The 23,830-nt window shown below is 45.1% G+C and carries 2 protein-coding genes; both read left to right on the top strand.

Going from position 1 to position 23,830, the window contains the following annotated elements; genetic code table 11:
- Nucleotides 1-24 precede the first annotated feature (24 nt).
- Entirely contained in the window at nucleotides 25-15,789 is a 15,765-nt protein-coding gene (gene bacA, locus ACH97_RS20600; protein WP_057957862.1) for a bacitracin non-ribosomal peptide synthetase BacA, read from the top strand.
- A gap of 116 nt (nucleotides 15,790-15,905) precedes the next feature.
- Nucleotides 15,906-23,723 carry a bacitracin non-ribosomal peptide synthetase BacB gene (gene bacB / locus ACH97_RS20595; protein ID WP_050821200.1) on the top strand — a complete coding sequence of 2,606 codons (7,818 nt, stop codon included), beginning with the start codon at nucleotides 15,906-15,908 and terminating at the stop codon, nucleotides 23,721-23,723.
- Nucleotides 23,724-23,830 lie beyond the last annotated feature (107 nt).

The following is a 23,830-nucleotide window of genomic DNA, read 5'->3' as shown; positions in this document are numbered from 1 at the left end:
TTTATCAAAAAGGAGAATTTTTATATGGTTGCTAAACATTCATTAGAAAATGGGGTATTTCACAAAATGACAGAGAATGAAAAAGAACTGATCCTACATTTTAACAACACAAAAACCGATTATCCAAAAAACAAGACGCTTCATGAGCTTTTTGAAGAACAGGCCATGAAGACGCCTGACCATACGGCTCTTGTGTTCGGTGCTCAGCGCATGACCTACAGAGAGCTGAATGAGAAGGCAAACCAAACCGCGAGACTCCTCAGAGAAAAAGGGATCGGCAGAGGCTCGATTGCCGCGATCATCGCGGACCGCTCCTTTGAAATGATCATCGGCATCATCGGTATTTTAAAAGCGGGAGGTGCGTATCTGCCGATCGACCCTGAAACGCCGAAAGACAGAATTGCCTTCATGCTCAGCGACACGAAAGCCGCGGTGCTGCTTACGCAAGGAAAAGCGGCGGACGGAATCGATTGTGAGGCTGACATCGTTCAGTTGGACAGAGAGGCTTCAGACGGATTCAGTAAAGAACCGCTCAGTTCTGTCAATGATTCCGGCGATACCGCCTATATTATCTACACATCAGGTTCCACGGGAACGCCAAAAGGCGTCATCACCCCGCACTACAGTGTCATAAGGGTCGTTCAAAATACCAATTATATCGATATCACAGAAGACGATGTCATTCTCCAACTGTCCAATTATTCGTTTGACGGATCGGTGTTCGACATCTTCGGCGCTTTATTAAACGGAGCGTCGCTGGTCATGATTGAGAAGGAAGCGCTATTGAACATCAATAGACTTGGAAGCGCTATCAACGAGGAGAAGGTCAGCGTGATGTTCATTACGACGGCACTGTTCAACATGATTGCCGACATTCATGTCGACTGTCTGTCGAATTTACGAAAAATCCTCTTCGGCGGGGAAAGAGCGTCGATACCGCATGTAAGAAAAGTGCTGAATCATGTCGGCCGGGATAAATTGATTCATGTTTACGGCCCGACAGAAAGCACGGTATATGCGACATATTATTTCATCAACGAGATAGACGATGAGGCGGAAACGATTCCGATCGGCAGCCCGCTGGCGAATACGTCGGTCTTGATCATGGATGAAGCCGGCAAGCTCGTGCCGATCGGGGTTCCCGGCGAGCTGTGCATCGCGGGCGACGGTTTAAGCAAAGGATATTTAAACCGCGAGGAACTGACGGCGGAAAAATTCATCCCGCATCCGTTCATTCCGGGAGAAAGGCTGTACAAGACGGGCGATTTAGCGAAATGGCTGCCAGACGGCAACATCGAATTCATCGGCCGAATCGACCACCAGGTGAAAATCCGCGGCTTCAGGATCGAACTTGGCGAAATCGAAAGCCGGCTGGAGATGCATGAAGACATCAATGAGACGATCGTCACCGTCAGGGAAGACGAAGAAAGCCGCCCGTACATTTGCGCCTATATCACGGCGAATCGCGAGATTTCCCTTGATGAGCTGAAAGGATTTTTAGGTGAAAAGCTTCCGGAATACATGATTCCCGCATATTTTGTCAAATTGGACAAGCTGCCGCTCACCAAAAACGGGAAAGTCGACAGAAAAGCTCTGCCTGAGCCGGACAGAACGGCGGGGGCGGAAAACGAATATGAAGCGCCGCGAAATGAAACGGAAGAAAAGCTGGCAGCTGTTTGGCAGGATGTTTTGCACGTTGAAAAAGCGGGCATTCATGATCATTTTGCACAAATGGGCGGACATTCATTGCATGCGATGGAGCTCATCGCCAAAATAAAGGAAAAAATGAATGTTGAAATTCCGCTGCATCAGCTATTTAAGCTTGCGACCATAAAGGAATTGAGCGCTTTTATCGAAGCTAATCACCAAGAAGACAAGGGCGACACTCTCGTGACAAGGGCTGCCGATCCGGAAAATATCCATGAAATATTCCCGCTCACAGGCATTCAGCTGGCTTATTTGGTTGGCAGGGATGAGACGTTCGAAATCGGCGGAGTCGCTACGAATTTAACTGTCGAATTTGAAGCTGATGTCGATTTGAATCGATTTCAGCTGACACTGCAAAAACTGATTGACAGGCATCCGATTCTCCGCACGATCGTATTTGAAAACGGAACGCAAAAAATTCTCGAAGCAACACAACGTTATACGATCGAAACTCAGGATTTAAGAGGTTTCACAGAAGAAGAAATCAACGTCAGAATTTTAGAACAGCGGGAGAAGATGACATCAAAAATCATTGATCCAAGTGTATGGCCTTTGTTTGAACTCAAAACGTTTATGCTGCCTGGAGAGAAAAAATATTTTTTCCTCAATGTGGACCCGCTCATTTGCGATGACAGCAGTATGAAACGATTAATCAGAGAGTTTAAACAACTATATGAAAACCCCGGCCTCCAACTGCCTTCACTAGAATACAGCTTCAGAGATTATGTTTTGGCCTCAATCAATTTTAAGCAAACAAGCAGATATCAAAAAGATCAACAATATTGGCTGGATAAACTGGATCATTTTCCAAGTGCGCCTGAGCTGCCTCTTAAATCTGATCCAGCCCATGTAGCGAAACCTTCGTTCAAGAAGTTTTCAACGTTTTTGGATGGACATACATGGAATGAATTAAAAAAGAAAGCCCGGCATCATCATCTCACGCCGACTTCCGTCCTTTGTGCTGCATATGCCTATATATTAGCTTATTGGAGCCGGCAAAATCATTTTGCTATCAATTTAACCGTATTTAACAGAATCCCGTTTCATCCGGATGTCAAGAACATGATCGGAGATTTTACCTCTTTAATGCTGCTGGACATCCATGCGGAAGAAAACATGAGCTCTTTCTGGAGATTTGCTTTAAATGTACAGGACACGCTTTTGGAAGCACTGGAACACAGACATTATGACGGGGTTGATGTGATCAGAAACATCGCCAAAAAGAATGGCATGAATAAAAAAGCGGTCATGCCGATCGTATTCACAAGCGTGCTGAGTGAAAATCCCGACGACTCATTTGACAGTCTTGTCGATTTTGACAACATTCATTTCTTTAGCACGAGAACGTCGCAAGTATACATTGACAACCAAGTTTATGAAATAAACGGCGGCCTTTATATTACATGGGACTATGTGGAGCAAATTTTTGAACATGAAGTAATTGAATCGATGTTTGACCAGTATATCGCTGTCATCCAGAAAGCCGTATCCGGCGAGGACGTTTCAACCATCCAAATGAATGAAAAAAGCCGCCAAATGATCAGCGCCTATAATGACACAGACCAATCTTTCGATGCCAAGCCCTTGCACGAATTGTTTACCGGCCAGGTTAAACATGGACCTGACAGAATGGCACTCAAGCATCATGATGAGGTGATGACCTATCAGGAGCTTGACGAAAAATCCAACCAGGTCGCAAGATTTCTCATCGGAAAAGGGGTTGAAAAGGGCGACTATATCGGTGTCATCGGCAAAAGAAGCCTGGGGACGATTGTCAATTTATTGGCTGTATTGAAGACTGGAGCGGCTTATATACCTCTCGATCCGGATTATCCGGAAGAAAGAAAGGCGTATATCCAATCAAAAAGCAACTGCAAATTCTTCATCAGCCATGACGTGTATGACAAAGAACATATCGAGCGCTTCTCGAAAGCGCCGGTTGACCGAAAAGTCGATTTGGATGACATGGCATATGTCATCTTTACGTCAGGAAGCACAGGCAAGCCAAAAGGCGTTCAGATTACGCATGGTGCCGCAGCGAATACCATTCTCGATATCAATGAAAAATTCAACGTCACAGAACAAGATAACATAATGGGCATTTCCTCCTTGTGCTTTGATTTATCTGTTTATGACGTGTTTGGCGCTTTAAGCAGCGGGGCCTCACTTGTCATCATTGATGACCAAAGGGATGTATTCAGTCTGAAAGAGACAGCCGAAAAAGAACGGATTACAATTTGGAATTCTGTTCCGGCGATTATGGGAATGACGGCTGATGTATACCCGGACAACGAACTCAATCATCATCTCAGACTCATCCTGCTAAGCGGAGACTGGATACCGCTTCAGTTGCCTGCAACCATAAAGAAGACGTTTAAAAACGCAGAAGTGATTAGTTTGGGAGGCGCAACAGAAGGATCCATCTGGTCGATCTACTATCCGATTCAAAAAGTAGAGGAAGACTGGAAAAGCATTCCTTATGGAAAACCGCTGGCCAATCAAAAAATATACGTATTGAACCAGAATAAACAATTATGTCCCGTCGGTGTCGAAGGAGAGCTGTATATAGGCGGAGCGGGGGTAGCAAGCGGGTATATTCATGATCAAGAAAAAACGGAGCATTCATTTATCCAGCATCAGGAATTAGGTTACATCTATAAAACGGGTGACTACGGCGTCTTGAAAGAGGACGGTTATGTAGAGTTTCTCGGAAGAAAAGACAGCCAGGTGAAGATCAGAGGCTACAGAGTGGAAATGGGGGAAATTGAAAATACTCTCGTAAGCCATCAGGAGATTACGAAGGCATCGGTTATTGATTATACAAGTCCGGACGGAATCAAAAACTTATACGCTTTTGTTGTAGCCGAGAACGCGATCAGCCAATTAGATGTAAAGGAATTTTTGCAAAAAACGCTGCCTGACTATATGATTCCTGCGAAATTCGTGCAAATTGAGGAAATCCCGTTAACTGTAAACGGAAAAGTCGATAAGCGCACGCTCCATGACTTGGCTGAACAACATACCGCAGATGAAGGTCAACGAGGCGGACGGATGCTGCCGGAGAATGAAACACAAGCCATGCTTCTGGAGATTTGGAAAGATATATTTGGCCTGGACAGCATCAATCTCGATGTCAGCTATTATGAAATCGGCGGAGATTCACTCAAAGCGATATCCATCATCACGGAAATCAACAAACGAATGAATGTTGAGATGCCGATCAGCGAAATCTTTAAAAATGATACAATCATCGCTTTGGACCACTATTTGAAAAACAGAGAAGAAAGCGATATGGAACATCCGATTCAAAAGGCTCGCGAAAAAGAGTATTATCCGACATCCCCTGCCCAACAAAGAATGTATATGCTGTCGATGCTGGAAAATGAAAGGGGAGCTTACCATATTCCGATGGCCCTTCTTGTCGAAGGCCGGATAAACGCTATGCAGCTCGAAAACGCATTGAAGACATTTTTGCAAAGACATGAAATATTGCGAACCGGGTTTGAAATCCAAAACAATGAACTCATCCAAAAAATTTATGAGAATGTCGACTTCCGCCTGGAATACGAGTGCTTAGACGCTTCGATTACAGATCAGCATGCTTTAATGGAGATCACAAGCAGGTACTGTAAAGAATCCATTAAGCCTTTTGATTTAAGCCGGCCGCCTCTTATGAGGGCCAAGCTGATCAAAATCGACGATATTAGGCATATACTGGTCATAAATTTCCACCACATCATCAGTGACGGGGTTTCTCAAGGCATCCTGATGAATGAAATATTGGAACTTTACAGCAATGTGCCATTGCCGGAAGTAAATGTGCAATATAAAGATTATGTGGAATGGAATCATACATTTAATCAATCAGCCGCGATGAAAAAGCAGGAAGCCTATTGGCTTGACGTTTATCGCGATATACCGTCAAAGCTGGACTTTCCTTATGACTATAAACGTCATCATATCGACACGTTTGAAGGAAGCAGCGTGTTTTTGGAAATGGAGCGGGAACTGTCAGATCATATAAGGAAGCTGGCGAAACATAATGGAACAACTCTTTATACGGTGATGCTGAGCGCATATTATGTGCTTTTAAATAAATATACAAATCAAACAGATATCGTTGTCGGAACCGCTGCTGCGGGAAGGCTGCATCCTGATCTGCAAGATGTATTCGGCGTTTTTGTTAATACACTTGCTTTGCGGAACGAGGTTGATACTTCCTACAGTTTTAAAGAATTTTTGCAACAGACGAAAGAGCGTACGATTGCGGCCTTTGACAATTCCGAGTATCCGTTTGATGATTTGATCCGCAAACTCAATGGTGTACGGGAGTCTAACCGCAATCCTTTGTTCGACACGATGTTTGTTCTGGAAGATGCCAGGATGTTTACCAAACAGAAAGGCGATGTCAAGCTGAGTCCGATCATCTTTGAACTGGACAATGCAAAATTTGACATGATCTTTAATGTGTTGGATTTTGAACAAAAGATCGTATTGAACATTGAATATTCGACAAGTCTTTTCAAGGACGAGACGATTCAAAAGATAGCGGAAGATTATTTCAGGATTTTAGAGGAAGTTTCAGAAAACCTTGATGTTGCTTTACATCAAATCGACATGATATCCCGTCAAGAAAAACGGACACTTTTAGAGTCCTTTAACCATACAAAGACGGCATATCCAAAAGGAAAAGCAATCCACCAGCTGTTTGAGGAGCAGGCAAAACGAATACCAGATCACACTGCAGTTGTTTTTGAAGATCAAAAACTGACGTACCGACAGTTGAATGAAAAAGCAAATCAAGTGGCAAGGCTTTTGAGAGAAAAAGGTGTCAAGCCGGATACGCTCGTCGGGATCATGATGGAGCGTTCGTCAGATATGATCGCAGCGATTCTCGGTGTGCTGAAAGCAGGCGGCGCCTATTTGCCGATTGATCCTGAGTATCCTCTGGAGCGGATGAGATACATGGCTTTTGACAGTGAAGTCAAAGTCATCATCTCTGACGTTCCGCTTGCCGAGGAGCTTACGGCGGAATCGATCGAGTTGATACATATGGATGATGAGAGGATTGCCGGGCAGGATCGGTCAGACATTGACAATGTCAATCAAAGCGGCGACCTTGCATATGTCATCTATACGTCGGGGTCAACGGGAAAGCCAAAAGGCGTGATGATCGAACATCAATCATTGATCAACTTGTGCAGCTGGCATCAATCCTGTTTTGAAGTCGGACAAAACGACAACAGCTCCATTTATGCGAGCATCAGCTTCGACGCTTTTGTCTGGGAGCTGTTCCCTTATATAACAGCGGGAGCCACCGTTCATGTCCTCAATCAGGAGACAAGGCTGGATGTTGAAAAGCTGAACCGGTATTTTCATGACCATCATATTACGATCAGCTTTTTGCCGACACCAGTCTGCGAACAATTTACAGCGCTTGACAATCATTCGTTAAGAACGCTGTTAACGGGTGGAGATAAATTAAACGTCTTTAAAGAAAAAAGCTATCAAATCGTAAACAATTACGGACCGACGGAGAATACAGTTGTTGCTACAAGTTTTCCAATAGACAAATCGCATCAAAATATTCCAATCGGAAAACCGATCGATAACGTCAAAGTGTATATATTGAACAAAGACCTTCAGCTTTGTCCGCTCGGAGCCAGCGGTGAGCTCTGCATCGCCGGGGAAGGGCTGGCCCGCGGGTATGTAAACAGACCGGAATTGACTCGGGAAAAATTCATCGAAAATCCGTTTGTACCCGGGGAAAGAATGTACCGCACAGGTGATCTTGCCAAAATGCTGCCGGATGGAAACATTCAGTTTTTGGGACGGGTTGACCAGCAGGTTAAGATTCGCGGCTATCGGATCGAACCCGGCGAGATCGAGAACCGGCTGCTTAAATATGAAAAGATTGAAGAAGCGGCGGTCATCGCAAGAGAAGACGGAGATCATGACCCGTATCTTTGCGCATATGTAACGGTTAAAAAGGAAGTCGAACCGGAGAAGATCAGAGCGTTTTTAAAGAAAAGCCTTCCGGATTATATGATTCCTCAGTACTTTGTCCAGCTTGACGGGCTGCCGCTTACCGTGAATGGAAAAGTGGATAAGAAAAGCCTTCCGGTTCCGGAACGGAGCGTCACAATGGATCGCCGCTACGAAGCGCCGCGGGATCAGATGGAAGAAAAACTTGTTTCCATATGGGAAGAGGCTTTAGGAATCAATAAAATCGGGATCAACAGCCATTTCTTTGAAGCCGGCGGGCATTCGCTTAAAGCCGCCGCTTTGGTATCAACCATTCATAAAGAACTGAATGTCAAGCTGCCTTTAAGACAAATATTCGAAACCCCGACGATTAAAGGGCTGAGGGAATATATCGGTGCGGCGAAGGAAAGTGCTTTTACATCGATAGGAAAAACCGAAGAAAAACCATATTACCGATTGTCTTCAGCGCAAAAAAGGCTCTATATCCTTTCTCAAACAGGCAGTCATGTTGCATATAACATGCCTTTTGCCATGACGCTCGAAGGCGATTTTGATATCCGCCGATTTGAGAATACATTAAAAAACATGGTCAAAAGACATGAATCATTTCGAACTTCATTTGTCATGATCGACGGTGAGGTGATGCAGCAGATTGAAAAAGAGATCGATTTTCAAGTCGCATACAGTGACATCGGCAAAGAAAGCGCCGAAGAAAAAATCAAAAGCTTCATCAGGCCGTTTCATTTGGAAAAAGCACCGCTTTTAAGGGCGGAGGTCGTCAAATTGAATGAACGTGAGCACTTGCTGATGTTCGATATGCACCATATCATTTCCGATGGCGTGTCCACCGACATCTTCATTCAAGAGCTGGGAGCGCTTTATGAAGGGAAATCACTGAAGCCGTTCCATATTCAATATAAAGATTACGCAGAATGGGAAAATAGCCATGCCCGCAGCGAGGAGCTGAAAAGACAGGAAGAATACTGGCTGAAGACGTATAAAGGCGATATCCCGGTCCTTGATCTCCCGACAGATCATAAAAGGCCGCTGACGAAAAGCTCTGAAGGTGACACCGTCACTGCAGCAATCGAAAGTGAAACATTCCGCAAGCTTCAGCATATGGCGAAAGAAAACGGCGTTACGATGTACATGCTTCTGTTGGCCGGTTATACAGCACTGCTTTCCAAATATACAGGTCAGGAAGATATCATCGTCGGGACTCCGGCTGCAGGGAGAAATCATGAGGATATTCAACATCTCATCGGCATGTTTGTCAATACCTTGGCGATCAGAAACCATCCGGAAGGGAAAAAGACTTTCAGACATTATTTGCAAGAGGTAAAAGAAAACACGCTTCAGGCTTATGAAAACCAGGATTATCCGTTTGAAGAGCTTGTAGAAAAAGTAAACATCAAACGGGACATGGCCCGAAACCCGCTCTTTGATACGATGCTCGTGTACCATAACACAGACGTAAAGCCGTTTGAAGCAGAGGGGCTGAGAAGCAGGCTGGTGGAGATCAAGCGCGGTATTTCCAAGTTTGACATCACAGTGACTGCGAGTGAAGCGGCAGACGGATTAAGATTGGAAGTTGAGTATTCAACGACGCTATTCAACAAGGAAAGAATGGAAAGACTATCTGAACACCTGATCAGCTTGTTGGAACAAGCGGCGGATCATCCGGACATTGCCATCAATCAGATAGATGTCCTGACAAAGGGTGAAAGACATCGGGTTCTGTATGATTTTAACCGAACAGACGGTGTGTTCTGCAAAGAGATGACGATACCGGAGCTGTTTGAAAAGCAGGCGGAAAAAACGCCTGATCATCCGGCGGTTGCCTTCGGGGATGAAACGATTTCTTACAGGGAGCTGAATGAAAGGGCGAACAGCCTGGCTTTCACCTTGCGTCAAAAAGGAGTAGGCCCTGATGTGATAGCAGGGATTCTCACAGAACGGTCAATCGAAATGATCGTCGGTATTATGGGTATTTTGAAAGCTGGCGGAGCCTATCTGCCAATCGATCCGGCGTATCCGCAGGAAAGAATAAGCTACATGTTAAAAGACAGCGATGTCAGCGTATTATGCGCGGCAGGCGATGTGGATCTGGGTGAAGCTTATGCCGGAGACATCATCCGGATTGATCAAACCGGACAAAATGACCACGTGGAAAACCTTAAGCATGACATCAAGCCGGAGCATTTGGCATATGTCATCTATACATCGGGATCCACTGGACAACCGAAAGGCGTCATGATCGAGCATCATAGTGTGAACAATCTTGTTCATGGATTAAATGAAAGAATTTACCATCATCTCGATGCTCATTTAAATGTAGCACTGGTTGCGCCTTATATATTTGATGCCTCTGTCAAACAAATATTCGCAGCGCTTCTCTTCGGGCATACCCTTTGCATCGTCCCGCGCGAGACAGCTTGGGATGCGATGAGTTTAATTGAGTATTATTCGAAAAACAACATCAATGTATCGGACATGACGCCTGCTCATTTAAACATGCTGGCGTATGTAGACAAAACGGAACTCGAATTCGATCTGAAGGAATTGATTGTCGGCGGAGATGCTTTAACACCTGATGTCATAGGCGGCCTATTTCATAAATTCCCGAATCTGTCATGCAATATCACGAATGTATACGGCCCGACAGAGTGCTGTGTTGATGCTGCTTCACATCAAATCGAATCGGGAAAAGTGCCGCAAACACCGTCCATTCCGATCGGCAGACCGCTTCTCAATACAAGCATCTATATTGTGGACAAAGACCTCCGCCCTCTGCCGGTTGGGATTGCCGGAGAACTATGCATAGCAGGCGAAGGGGTTGCCAGAGGGTATGTAAACAGACCTGAGCTTACGGCGGAAAAGTTTGTCGACCATCCATTTGAGCCGGGCAAAAAAATGTACAAAACCGGAGATTTGGCGATGTGGCTTCCTGATGGACAGATTGAGTTTTTGGGACGCGCCGATCATCAAGTGAAAATCCGCGGCTATCGAATAGAGCTTGGCGAAGTGGAACAGCAGCTCTTGTCACATGAGAAGATTAAAGAAGCGGCGGTGATCTCAGGAAAGGATCAAAACGGCAACAGCTATTTATGCGCCTATTTCGCGTCTGATCAGGAATTGCCTGCAGCTAATGTACGACAATTTCTTGAAAGGGAAATGCCTGATTATATGATTCCGTCCTATTTTGTTAAGCTTGACAGGCTCCCGCGCACCCCAAGCGGTAAAGTGGATAGAAGCGCACTGCCTGAGGCGGACGGAAATTTAATAGAAGGAACTCGGTACGATCCGCCCCGAAATGAAATCGAACGAAAACTCGTGCAAGTCTGGAGAGAGATTCTCGGTGCCGAGGACATCGGGATCAGCCACCATTTCTTTGCGGCAGGGGGAGACTCGATCAAGGCGCTCCAGATCGTTTCCAGGCTGGCAAAGATGAACCTGAAACTTGAGATGAAGGCGCTGTTCGCCAATCCGAAAATAAAGGATCTCAGCCGATTGATCACAGAAGAAACGAGACATCGCAAACATAACAAACCCGTTACAGGTGAGACGGAACTGCTTCCTATCCAAAAGAGATATTTTGCGAACAACAAAGAGGAGCTTGACCACTTCAACCAGTCATTTATGCTCTTTAGAAAAGACGGCTATGACGAAAACATCGTCAGAACAGCCTTCAATAAAATACTGGAGCAGCATGACGCGTTAAGAATGATCTATGAAGAAAAAGACGGAGACATCATTCAATACAACAGAGGCTATCGTGAAAACTTGTTCGACCTGGATGTTTATGATGTAAGAGGCCTTGACAATCAAGCGGAAAAGGTGTTTGAGCTGGCGACAAGCATTCAAAAAAAATCATCGATTAGAAAAGGAAAACTCGTTCATCTTGGCATCTTCCGGGCTGATGAGGGCGATCACCTACTCATTGCGATCCATCATCTTGTCGTTGACGGCGTATCGTGGAGAATTTTGTTCGAGGATTTTGAAACATTGTACCTTCAGGCATTGAAAGGCGAACCTCTCGACATCGGATATAAAACGGATTCATACCAAGAGTTCGTCCGTCAATTGAAGAAGTATGCCCAAAGCCGCAGGCTGTTAAAGGAAAGGGAGTATTGGCAAAAGGCCCTGGAAGCGGATGCTCCATTTATTCCTGCTGAAAAGCTTGAACGAGACACGTTTGAACACAGCGCGACCTTGTGCATCAGAATCAGCCCAGACGTGACAGCAAAACTTTTGCGAAACGCAAACAAAGCCTACAACACGGAAATCAACGATATTTTGCTGACGGCATTAATCGCCGCAGTCAGGGATATCACCGGAGAAAACAAATTGAAGGTCATGATGGAAGGGCACGGCAGGGAGGACATCTTAGACGGTGTTGACATCACGAGAACGATCGGCTGGTTTACGACGGTTTATCCGGTCTTTATCGATTTGGGAGAAGAAAAAGAAATATCGCAAAATATCAAAATGGTCAAAGAAACGTTGAGAAAAATACCGAATAAAGGAATCGGCTACGGCGTTTTAAAATACATGACAGAAGAGCTTCAGAAAATACAAACTCAGGCTCCGCTTTCTTTTAACTATTTTGGAGAAATGAACAATGATATGAATAGAAAAGTATTTTCCCAGTCGCCATTTTCACCGGGCGAAAGCATCGGCGGAAAAATCGCTAGGCACTGCGCCGTCGAAATGAATGCGATCTCTTTAAACGGCGAATTGACAATCTATACGACGTTCAACCAGGACCAATACCAAACAAGCGCAATCGAACAACTCAATCAATCATTCAAAGAAAACCTGGAAAAGATCGTCGATCATTGCGTTGATAAAGAAGGATCGGACATGACGCCTTCCGATTATGGCGATGTCTCACTTGGTCTTGAAGAGCTGGAGCGTATTAAAGATAAGTACAGCGCTTTTCAAATCGAAAAGATCTATCCGCTGGCCAACATGCAAAAAGGAATGCTATTTCATAACGCTATGGATCAGACATCAGGGGCATACCTCCAGCAAATTGTCATCGAATTAAAAGGACGTGTCCATCCGGACATTTTAGAAGAAAGCTTTCACGAGATCGTGAAGAGGCATGAAATCTTAAGGGCGTCTTTTGAATATGAAATCACATCCGAACCGAGACAGATTATAGCTAGAGAACGGAAAACGCCTTTCGCATCAATAGATCTGACAGGCGAAAATCGGACTCGCCAGCATAGGTTCATAGAAACATATTTAAAAGAAGATCAGGAAAAAGGCTTTGATCTGAGCAGTGAAGCCCTCATGAGGGTTTGTTTGATCAGAATGAATGACGAATCGTATCGGCTGATTTGGAGTCATCACCACATCCTCCTGGACGGCTGGTGTCTGGGTATTGTTTTGAGCGAGCTGTTCAGTCTATATGGAAAAATAATGAAAGGTGAATCCCGCCGATTAAAAGAGCCGAAGCCGTATGGAGACTATATCAAATGGCTGGAAGAACAAGATAAAGAAGAAGCGGCGGCATACTGGAAGGATTATCTAAAAGGGTATGAGTCGCGGTCTGAACTTCCGGCGTTCAATCGCGGCGCAACGTCAGAAGAATATGGCGGCAAAGAAAAAGTCATATCGTTTTCAAAAGAACTGACAACGAAAATCACCCGGATCGCCAAGACGCATCATGTCACCATCAATACGGTTCTTCAAGGAATTTGGGGCATGATTCTCGCCAAATACAACAATACCGATGAAGTCGTATTCGGAACCGTCGTCTCGGGACGGGAGGCTCCTGTTGACGGCATCGAAGAGATGGTCGGCTTGTTTATTCATACAATACCGACCCGGATCAGCTTTGAAGGCGCAAGAAGCTTTAAAGAGGTGTTAAAGAAAACACAAGCCGAGTCTATCGAAAGCAATCGATACAGCTATATGAATTTATCGGAAATTCAGGAACTGAGTGAAATGAAAAGAGAGCTGATCACCCATGTCATGGCCTTTCAAAATTATGCGTTTGATGAAGAGCTGTTCAGAAGCCAATCCGGGGAAAGCGGTTTTGAACTGGAAGGTGTTCATGGAAAAGAACGAACCAACTATGATTTTAATCTGACCGGCGTTTTAGAAGATGAGCAGCTGAAGCTCAAATTGACATTTAACGAAAATGTGTATGACAACACCATCATCGAAACACTAGAAAAGCATATCATCACCGTCGCAGAACAAGTGGCGGAAGATGAGACACAAACATTACGAGACATCAACCTTGTGTCAAAAGAAGAAAAACACAGAATTTTACACATATTCAACGACACAAAAACGAATTACCCGAAAGACAAGCCGCTTCATGAGCTTTTTGAGGAACAGGCCATGAAGACGCCTGACCAGACGGCTCTTGTGTTCGGTTCTCAGCGCATGACCTACAGAGAGCTGAATAAGAAAGCAAACCAAACCGCGAGACTCCTCAGGGAAAAAGGGATCGGGAGAGGCTCGATTGCCGCGATCATCGCGGACCGCTCCTTTGAGATGATCATCGGCATCATTGGCATTTTAAAAGCGGGAGGTGCGTATTTGCCGATCGACCCTGAAACGCCTAGAGACAGAATCGATTATATGTTGAAAAATAGCGGTGCGGCATTGTTAGTAACAACAGATTCGCTTCTTCAACCTTTTGATATAAGAACCGTTGATTTGCGTTCGGACGAGTTGCACTTACTAGGCGAAGAGAATCTTCCGCGTGTAAATAGCTCAAGCGATACAGCGTACATCGTCTACACGTCCGGCTCAACCGGAACACCAAAAGGAGTGGTCATCCCGCATTACAGTGCGGCGAGAGTCGTTCAAAATACCAATTATATCGACATCACAGAAGATGACGCCATTCTCCAGCTGTCCAATTATTCGTTTGACGGATCGGTGTTCGACATCTTCGGCGCTCTCTTAAACGGAGCCTCACTCGTCCTGATCGAAAAAGAGACGGTCTTGAATACACATGAGCTGGCCGAAGTGATAAAAAAAGAACAAGTCAGCGTGATGTTCATTACGACAGCGCTGTTCAATACGCTCGCCGACATCAATATCGGCTGCCTTGCCAAGCTGCGGAAAATCCTTTTCGGCGGGGAAAGAGCGTCGATACCGCATGTGAGAAAAGTGCTGGATCATGCCGGCCGGGATAAATTGATTCATGTTTACGGCCCGACGGAAAGCACGGTATATGCGACATATTATTTCATCAATGAAATAGATGAAAAAGCCGATACAATCCCGATCGGCAGCCCGCTGGCGAATACGTCAGTCTTGATCATGGATGAAGCCGGCAAGCTCGTGCCGATCGGGGTTCCCGGAGAGCTGTGCATCGCAGGCGACGGTTTAAGCAAAGGATATTTAAAGCGCGAGGAACTGACGGCGGAAAAATTCATCCCGCATCCGTTTATGCCGGGAGAAAGGCTGTACAAGACGGGCGATTTAGCGAAATGGCTGCCTGATGGCAACATCGAATTCATCGGCCGAATCGACCATCAGGTGAAAATCCGCGGCTTCAGGATCGAACTCGGCGAAATCGAAAGCCGGTTGGAGATGCATGAAGACATCAACGAGACGATCGTTACCGTCAGAGAAGACGGAGAGAACCGCCCGTACATTTGCGCCTATATCACGGCAAAGCGTGAGATTTCCCTTGATGAGCTGAAAGGGTTTTTAGGTGAAAAGCTCCCGGAATACATGATTCCCGCCTATTTCGTGAACATGGACAAGCTGCCGCTCACCAAAAACGGGAAAGTGGACAGAAAAGCCCTGCCTGAGCCGGACAGAAGCGCAGGAACTGAAGCAGAGTACGAAGCGCCAAGAAACTATGTCGAACAGCGCATCATTTCCATCTTGGAGGACGTACTCGGAACAGAGCGGATGGGTATTTCCTGCCATTTCTTCGACAAGGGGGGGAATTCGTTGAAAGCGATGCAAGCTGTTCATTCCATTAACAAAACGTTTGGCATTGATATGAGGATCAGCACGTTCTTTAAACATCCGACTGCAAAATCATTAGCGCGTTTTGTATTAACCGCTGAAGCCGAATCGGCCGTTAGTGAGGAGTACGCGGAAGAGGAAGTGTGATGGAATTGCACTGTACAATCTATCATTTGAAATGATAGATTGTACAGCTGCCCCATTTTCCGCAAAAAAACGATTCTGATATTGGCCGCAAGTCTGACGAATGGAGTGAGATGAGTATGAGCATAATGGACTTCATAAATGATTTGAAAAAGAAAAATATCACCTTATACCATAACAAGGGCAAAATCAAAATCATCGGTCCTCAAGAATTATTGACGGCTGACTTAAAACAGCAAATCAAGCGGTATAAAGAAGACATCATCGCCGCGCTGGAAGCGTGCGAAACGGACATTGAGCGAAGCTTTCCGAAAGCGGCGCCGTCTAAAAGCGGAACCTATCCTTTGTCAAGAGAACAAAAAAGGATGTTCATTTTAAATCAGCTTGATGACAGCAAAACGGCCTATAACATGCCGCTGGCTGTAAAAATAAACGGTGAAGTTCAAATCAGCCGAATTGAACAGGCATGGAAAGCGCTCATCAAAAGGCATGAATCGTTAAGAACTTCTTTTGTCATGCTCGATGGCGAACCGGTGCAGAAAATCGAACAGGATGCCGAGTTCCGACTTGAATACAGCGAGTTGGGGGATCAAAGCATTCAGGAGAAAATCAGCCGTTTCATCAAACCTTTTCAATTAGAAAAAGCCCCGCTTTTAAGAGCGGAACTCGTAAAAGTGGATGAAGCTGAGCATATGATGATCGTTGATATGCATCATATCATTTCAGACGGCATCTCTATCGGAATATTAATGAAGGAATTCGCAGACTGCTGTGAAGGCAAAGAATTACCTCCGGTAATGGTTCAGTATAAAGATTATTCAGAGTGGCAGAGAGACATCGAGCAGCAGAGCCGGTTGAAGAAGCAGGAAGCGTATTGGCTTAACACCTTCCGGGGAGACATTCCGGTATTGAATATGCCGCTTGATTTTCCGAGACCGAAAATCCGAAGCTTTCAAGGGAACAGAACGGTTGTGGAATTGGATCAGGACACCACAAAAAAACTGAAGACGATAGCCGCAAAAAACGGCGTTACGATGTACATGCTTCTTTTGGCAGGCTACACCATTCTGCTGTCAAAATACACCGGACAAGAGGATATCATTGTCGGCTCGCCGATTGCCGGAAGACCGCATGCCGATTTAAACGGGACAATCGGAATGTTTGTCGGCACCCTTGCGCTGAGAAACCGGCCAACGGGGAACATGACATTTAGCGAATATGTCCAAACGGTCAAAAACAATACGCTGAACGCCTATGAAAATCAAGATTATCAATTTGATGCATTGATCGAACATCTGGGCTTGACACAGGACATGAGCAGAAATCCGCTGTTTGATACGATGTTTGATCTGCAGCATGCGGATGATTTCGCATCTGAAGCCGGCGGGGGGCATTTTGACACGTATGATATTCCATTTCATGTCGCGAAATTCGATGTAAGCCTGACGGCATTTTTGCATGGAGACAACCTGAAATTTGATTTTCAATATTGCACGGATCTGTATAAAAAAGAAACGATTGAAAGAATGGCCGGACATTTTTTGAATGTTTTAAAAGACGCTGCTCATCACCCTGAACTGGCGTTAAGCGAGATTAGGATGATGTCGGAAGAGGAGAAAGACATCATCTTACATACATTCAATCATGAGAAGACAGATGGTCCGAAAAACAAGACACTCAGCCGGCTGTTTGAAGAGCGGGCTGAAAAAACACCCGATCACCCCGCTGTTATATTCGAAGATCAGCAATTGACATATAGAGAGCTGAACGAAAAAGCCAACCAATTGGCCTGGCTTTTAAGAGAGAAGGGCGTAAAGCCGGATACAATTGTCGCGATCATGACAGACCGTTCACTCGAGATGATCATCGGGATTATCGGAATTTTAAAAGCCGGCGGAGCCTATCTGCCAATTGATCCGGATTATCCGGAGGACAGAGTCAAATATATGCTGGAAGACAGCGGAGCTGATATGGTCGTTACCCAGGAGCCCTTTAAATCAAAAATAGACGGGCGTCAACTGATAACCGCCGAAGACACCCGATCTTTCAGCAAAGAAAATCTCCCAAATGTCAATAAGGCTTCTGATTTGGCATATGTAATTTATACTTCGGGTTCTTCAGGCAGGCCGAAAGGTGTCATGACGACTCACCGCAATGTCGTTCATTATGTTGATGCTTTTACGAAAAGGATCCCTTTGAGCGAAGATGATACAGTTTTGCAAGTCGTATCCTTTTCATTTGATGCATTTTCTGAAGAAGTCTACCCTATTTTAGCTTGCTCAGGGCGCTTGGTGATCAGCAGAAAAGTAAGCGATCTGAACATTGATGAACTGGTGAAAACGATCGGGAAGCATCGTGTCACACTTGTCAGCTGCTCCCCGCTTCTATTGAATGAAATCGATAAAAATCAGCACTTAACCTTTCATCCGCAGATGAAATTTATCAGTGGAGGCGACGTATTAAAATTTGAGTACGTCGAAAATATCATCAAAGGCGCCGACGTTTACAATTCTTACGGTCCCACGGAAGCGACAGTTTGTGCAACCTATTATCAACTAAGCAGCGCAGACCGCAAAAAAACGAGCATTCCTATCGGCAAGCCTTTAAGCAATTATAAAGTATACATTGCAGATCAATACGGCCGGCCGCAACCGGTTGGAGTACCGGGCGAACTATTGATCGGCGGCGAAGGGGTCGCAAGGGGATACTTGAATCATGAAACATTGACAAAAGCGGCCTTTGTGCTGGACGAATCAGGCGAGAGAGTATATCGTACAGGCGATTTAGCCAGATGGCTGTCTGACGGAAACATCGAGTTTTTAGGCAGAATCGACAGCCAAGTCAAAATCCGCGGCTATCGGATCGAACTGGAAGAAATCGAACACCGGTTGCTGATGAACGACGATATTAATGAAGCCATCGTGGTGGCGAAGGAAGATCAGGAAAACAGCAAATATCTATGCGCCTACATCGCATTCAATAACAAAAACGCAGATATTGAGCAGGTTCAAGAACGTTTGGCGAAGGACCTTCCGGAGTATATGATTCCGTCCTGCTTTATCAAGCTTGATCAAATTCCCCGCACGATCAATGGAAAGGCTGATCTTAAGGCATTGCCGGAGCCGGATCGAGGGGCATTTGCCCAAGCCCGCTACGAAGCCCCGCGCAATCAAACGGAAGCCTTACTTTTATCGATCTGGCAGGATATCTTGCCAGCGGAACAGATCGGGATTAACGACCATTTCTTTGACATCGGCGGACACTCGTTAAAAGCTTTTTCAATGGCCGCGAAAATTCAAGCGGCATTAAAAGTCGAAGTGACGCTAAAGGAAATCTTCAGCCATCCGACGATTAAAGACATCGCAGCTTATATCGTACAAAAACAAAAACAAGTTCAATCCGACATTCTAAAAGCGAAAAAGAAAGAATACTACCCGCTTTCTTCCGCTCAAAAAAGGCTGTACATCCTCAATCAAATCGAAGAAGGCCAAACCGCCTACAATATGCCTTTTGCGATGAAAATAAGAGGTGGGCTCCAAACGAAAAAGGCCGAGAAGGCCTTCAAAACGCTAATCAAAAGACATGAGAGCTTAAGAACATCCTTTGTGACCATCAATGGCGAACCCGTTCAGAATATAAACGAAGAGGTCACATTTGAAATGAAATACCGGGAGCTTGACAATTGCAGCCTTCGGGAACGGATGAATCAATTTATCAGACCGTTTGACCTGGAAAAAGCCCCTCTTCTGAGAGCGGAGCTGGTGAGGGTGAACGCAGCCGAACACATTCTCCTGCTTGATATGCACCATATCATTTCCGATGGCGTATCAATCGGGATCTTGATGAAAGAATGGGCGGCTTTATATGAAGAAAAGGAACTTGCACCGTTAAAGATCCAATATAAAGATTATTCCGAGTGGCAGCGAGAGTCCTGTCAAAAAGACCGGTTGAAAAAACAGGAAGAATACTGGCTATCCGTTTTTCAAGACGCCATCCCTGTTCTGAACATGCCGACAGACTTTCCAAGGCCGCAAATGCAAAGCTATGAAGGAGATCGAATCGCATTTGCAATCGAAAGAGAGCTGACGGATAAGCTGAAAAAAACAGCGAAAGAAAACGGAGTCACGATGTATATGCTGCTGTTGGCCGGGTATACAATACTGCTTTCGAAATACACCGGACAGGAAGATATCATTGTCGGTTCGCCGATTGCGGGGCGAACCCGGGAGGAGTTGGAACAGACGGTCGGGATGTTCGTAGGCACCCTTGCGATGAGAAACCATCCGAAAGGCGGCAGGACATTCATTGAGTATTTGCAAGATGTAAAAGAAAATACGTTTAACGCCTATGAAAATCAAGATTATCCTTTCGATGAACTCGTAGACAAATTAGATTTGGAACGGGACATCAGCAGAAATGCCTTATTTGACACAATGTTTGATATGCAGGCGCTGGATGATGCAGAGCCTGATATAGAGGGATTGCATGTTGAACCCGTTGATTTGGAGTTTCAGATTTCAAAATTCGATTTGTCGCTGGCAGCAGCAGAGTCCGCAGGCGTCATTACGTTTCACCTGGAATTTTGCACAAGGCTGTATAAAAAAGAAACCGCCGAAACGCTGGCGCAGCATTTCGTGAATATCCTAAGAGATATTTCCGATCATCCGCAGAAGCCGTTAAACGAAATCAGCATGCTTTCAGAGGAACAAAGGAACACAGTGCTGTATCAATTTAATGATACGAACGCCGAACACCCGTCGGGAATTTTTTCTGAGCTGTTTGAAGAGCAGGCCGAAAAATCACCGAATCATCCGGCGGCGGTCTTCAAAGATCATATGTTGACATACCGCGAATTAAATGAAAAAGCGAATCAATTGGCCAGAACATTGCGGAAAAAAGGGGTTCAGCGGGAGTCAGTAGTCGGAATCATGGCGGAGCGTTCGTTGGAAATGGTGACAGGCATATTGGCGGTTCTAAAGGCCGGCGGGGCGTACATGCCGATCGATCCGGGGCTTCCGAAAGAGCGCATCCAATATCTTATCACGGATAGCGGAGCTGATCTATTGCTGACCCAGCATCAGCTTATTGGCAGCATCAGCTTTGCCGGAGAAATCATCCAAATCGATCAGGCCGATGCTTACGACACGGATGGAAGCAATTTGGAGCATCTTAATTCCCCCGGTGATTTGGCATACGTCATCTATACCTCGGGTACGACGGGAAACCCGAAAGGCGTGATGGTCGAGCACCGCAATATCATTCATGCCCACTATACTTGGAGAAAGCACTATGAATTGGCATCATTTTCAGTTAACCTGCTCCAGCTTGCCAGCATGTCGTTTGATGTATTCGCAGGAGATTTATGCCGCAGTCTTCTCAACGGCGGAACAATGTATATGGTCCCGGATGATGTCAAACTGGAAATGAATCTGCTGTATGACATGATCAACAAATACGGCATTCATATGTTGGAATCGACGCCAAGCCTGATCATTCCTTTGATGAAATATATCGATCATCACAAGCTTGACCTTTCAAGCATGAAGCTGTTGATCATGGGTTCTGACACTTGCACGATCAAAGATTATAAGTGGCTCGTTGAACGGTTCGGACAAAGGATGAGAATCATCAACAGCTATGGCGTCACAGAAGCTTCTGTCGATTCCGGCTATTATGAAGAAGCTTTGGATCGGATTCCAGAGATTGCGAATACGCCGATAGGAAAGCCGCTGGACAATACAGCATTTTATATATTGGATTCCTCATTAAACCCGCAGCCGGTCGGCGTTTATGGTGAGTTGTACATCGGCGGTGAAGGGGTCGCGAGGGGATACTTAAACAAACCGGAACTCACGAAGGAAAGGTTTGTTCCAAATCGTTTTGCCGCCGGGGGGAAGATGTATAAAACGGGAGACTTGGCAAGGTGGCTGCCTGATGGAAATGTCGAATTCCTCGGGAGAATCGATCACCAAGTCAAGATTCGCGGTTTCAGAATAGAAACAGGCGAAATTGAAACGAAGCTTTTGGAAAATCAAAACATCAGCGAAGCTGTCGTTATAGACCGGGAAGACAAGAAAGGACATAAGTACCTGTGCGCCTATATTGTCGCTCGAGCGAAAACAAACGCAAATGAACTGAGGGAATATTTGTCCGATCATTTACCGGATTATATGCTCCCTTCCTATTTTATTCAAATCAACAAGATGCCCCTCACGCCAAACGGAAAGATCGATCGAAAAGCGCTTCCTGAACCTGCCGGAGACGCCATAGCGGCAAGCGGATATAAAGCGCCGCGCAATGAAACGGAAGAAAAGCTGGCCGCTGTTTGGCAGGAGGTGCTGGACAGGGACAAAATCGGAATCAACGATAATTTTTTTGAAATCGGGGGAGATTCAATTAAGGCTCTGCAAATCGTTTCAAAATTATCAAGAGCCGATCTCAAGCTTCAGGTTAAAGATCTGTTTACCAATCCGTCCATCAGACACCTCAGTAAATATGTCAAAAAAGAAACGAAAGCTCGCACCAGCGAAATCGTGCAAGGGCAAGTGCCGCTGACTCCTGTGCAAAGGTCGTTTTTTGAAGCGAATCAAAGGGAGCAAAACCATTATAATCAAGCGTTTATGCTCTACAGGGAAAACGGGTTTGCTGAAAGGATCGTCGAAAAGGTTATCCGTAAACTCACAGAACACCATGATGCATTACGGATGGTCTATCGGGAGAAGAACGGTGAAATCATTCAGCATAACCGCGGCTTGGAAGACAGCGTCTTCGATCTGAATGTCTATGTTTTGAAAACGGAAAAAAATCTCGAGGAAACTGTTTATCAGATAGCGACGAATATTCAAAAAGACATATCCATCAGCGAGGGCAAAATGATCAAGCTCTGCGTGTTTAAAACAACGGAGGGAGACCATCTGCTGATTGCGATCCATCACCTTTTGGTAGACGGCGTGTCCTGGAGAATATTGTTCGAGGATTTTGAAGCGGCATACGGTCAAGCCCTGCAAGGCAAACCGATAGAGCTCGGTTATAAAACGGATTCGTACAAAACGTTTTCCGAAAAACTGGCTGAGTACGCAAGCAGCAAAAAGCTCCTGAAAGAACAAGAATATTGGCGGGAGATATCCAAAGGAAAGATGGCATTCCTCCCTAAACATCGCCAAGCGGCACATGATAACTATGAAAATAGCAGAACACTCAGAATATCCCTCAGCCAAATGGAGACGGAACAGCTCCTGAAAGATGCGCATAAAGCATACAATACGCAGATTAATGATCTCCTTTTAACGGCTTTGTTGATCGCCTCAAGGCAGCTGACGGGGGAAAACAGGCTGAAAATTCTTATGGAAGGCCATGGAAGAGATGATATTTTGCAAGATGTGGATATTACGAGAACGGTCGGCTGGTTCACCGCAATGTATCCGGTATTCATCGACTTAGAAGATGAAACAGACTTGTCTGTGATGATTAAGATCGTGAAAGAAACTTTGCGGAAAATACCGAATAATGGAATCGGATACGGCATCCTCAAGTATTTGAGAAAAGACGAAGGGCTTATAAAGGATGAAAAGCCTCCGATCTTATTCAATTATCTTGGTGAGCTCGATCATGATCTGACGACTGAACAATTTTCATCGTCAAAGCTTTCAACAGGTCAAAGCATCGGAGAAAAAAGTGCAAGAGATGCTTCTGTTGAAATCGATTCAGTTGTTGTCGGCAGGCAATTGATGATCAGTACGACATTTAACGAATACGAGTATTCTCCAGATACGATCAGCGAATTGAATCAAGCATTCAAAGAAAGTTTGCAAATGGTCATCAGCCATTGTACTGGCAAAAATGAAACCGAAAAAACGTCCTCTGACTACGGTTATGACAAACTCTCGTTGGAAGATCTTGAAGAATTATTAAATGAATATGAATCTATCGACAGCTAGACATCATGAAAAAAGCTAAAGAAACCCCCTTGAAATGGTTAACCTGCTGCTTAAAAATGGGCGGCCCATGTGGATCTGAAAACAAAAGGAATTCTAGGAGATGAGAT

Source organism: Bacillus paralicheniformis, from assembly GCF_001042485.2.
Classification (GTDB): Bacteria; Bacillota; Bacilli; order Bacillales; family Bacillaceae; genus Bacillus; species Bacillus paralicheniformis.
Note: the sequence above shows the minus strand (reverse complement) of the source record. Positions and strands in the feature narration are given on the sequence as shown.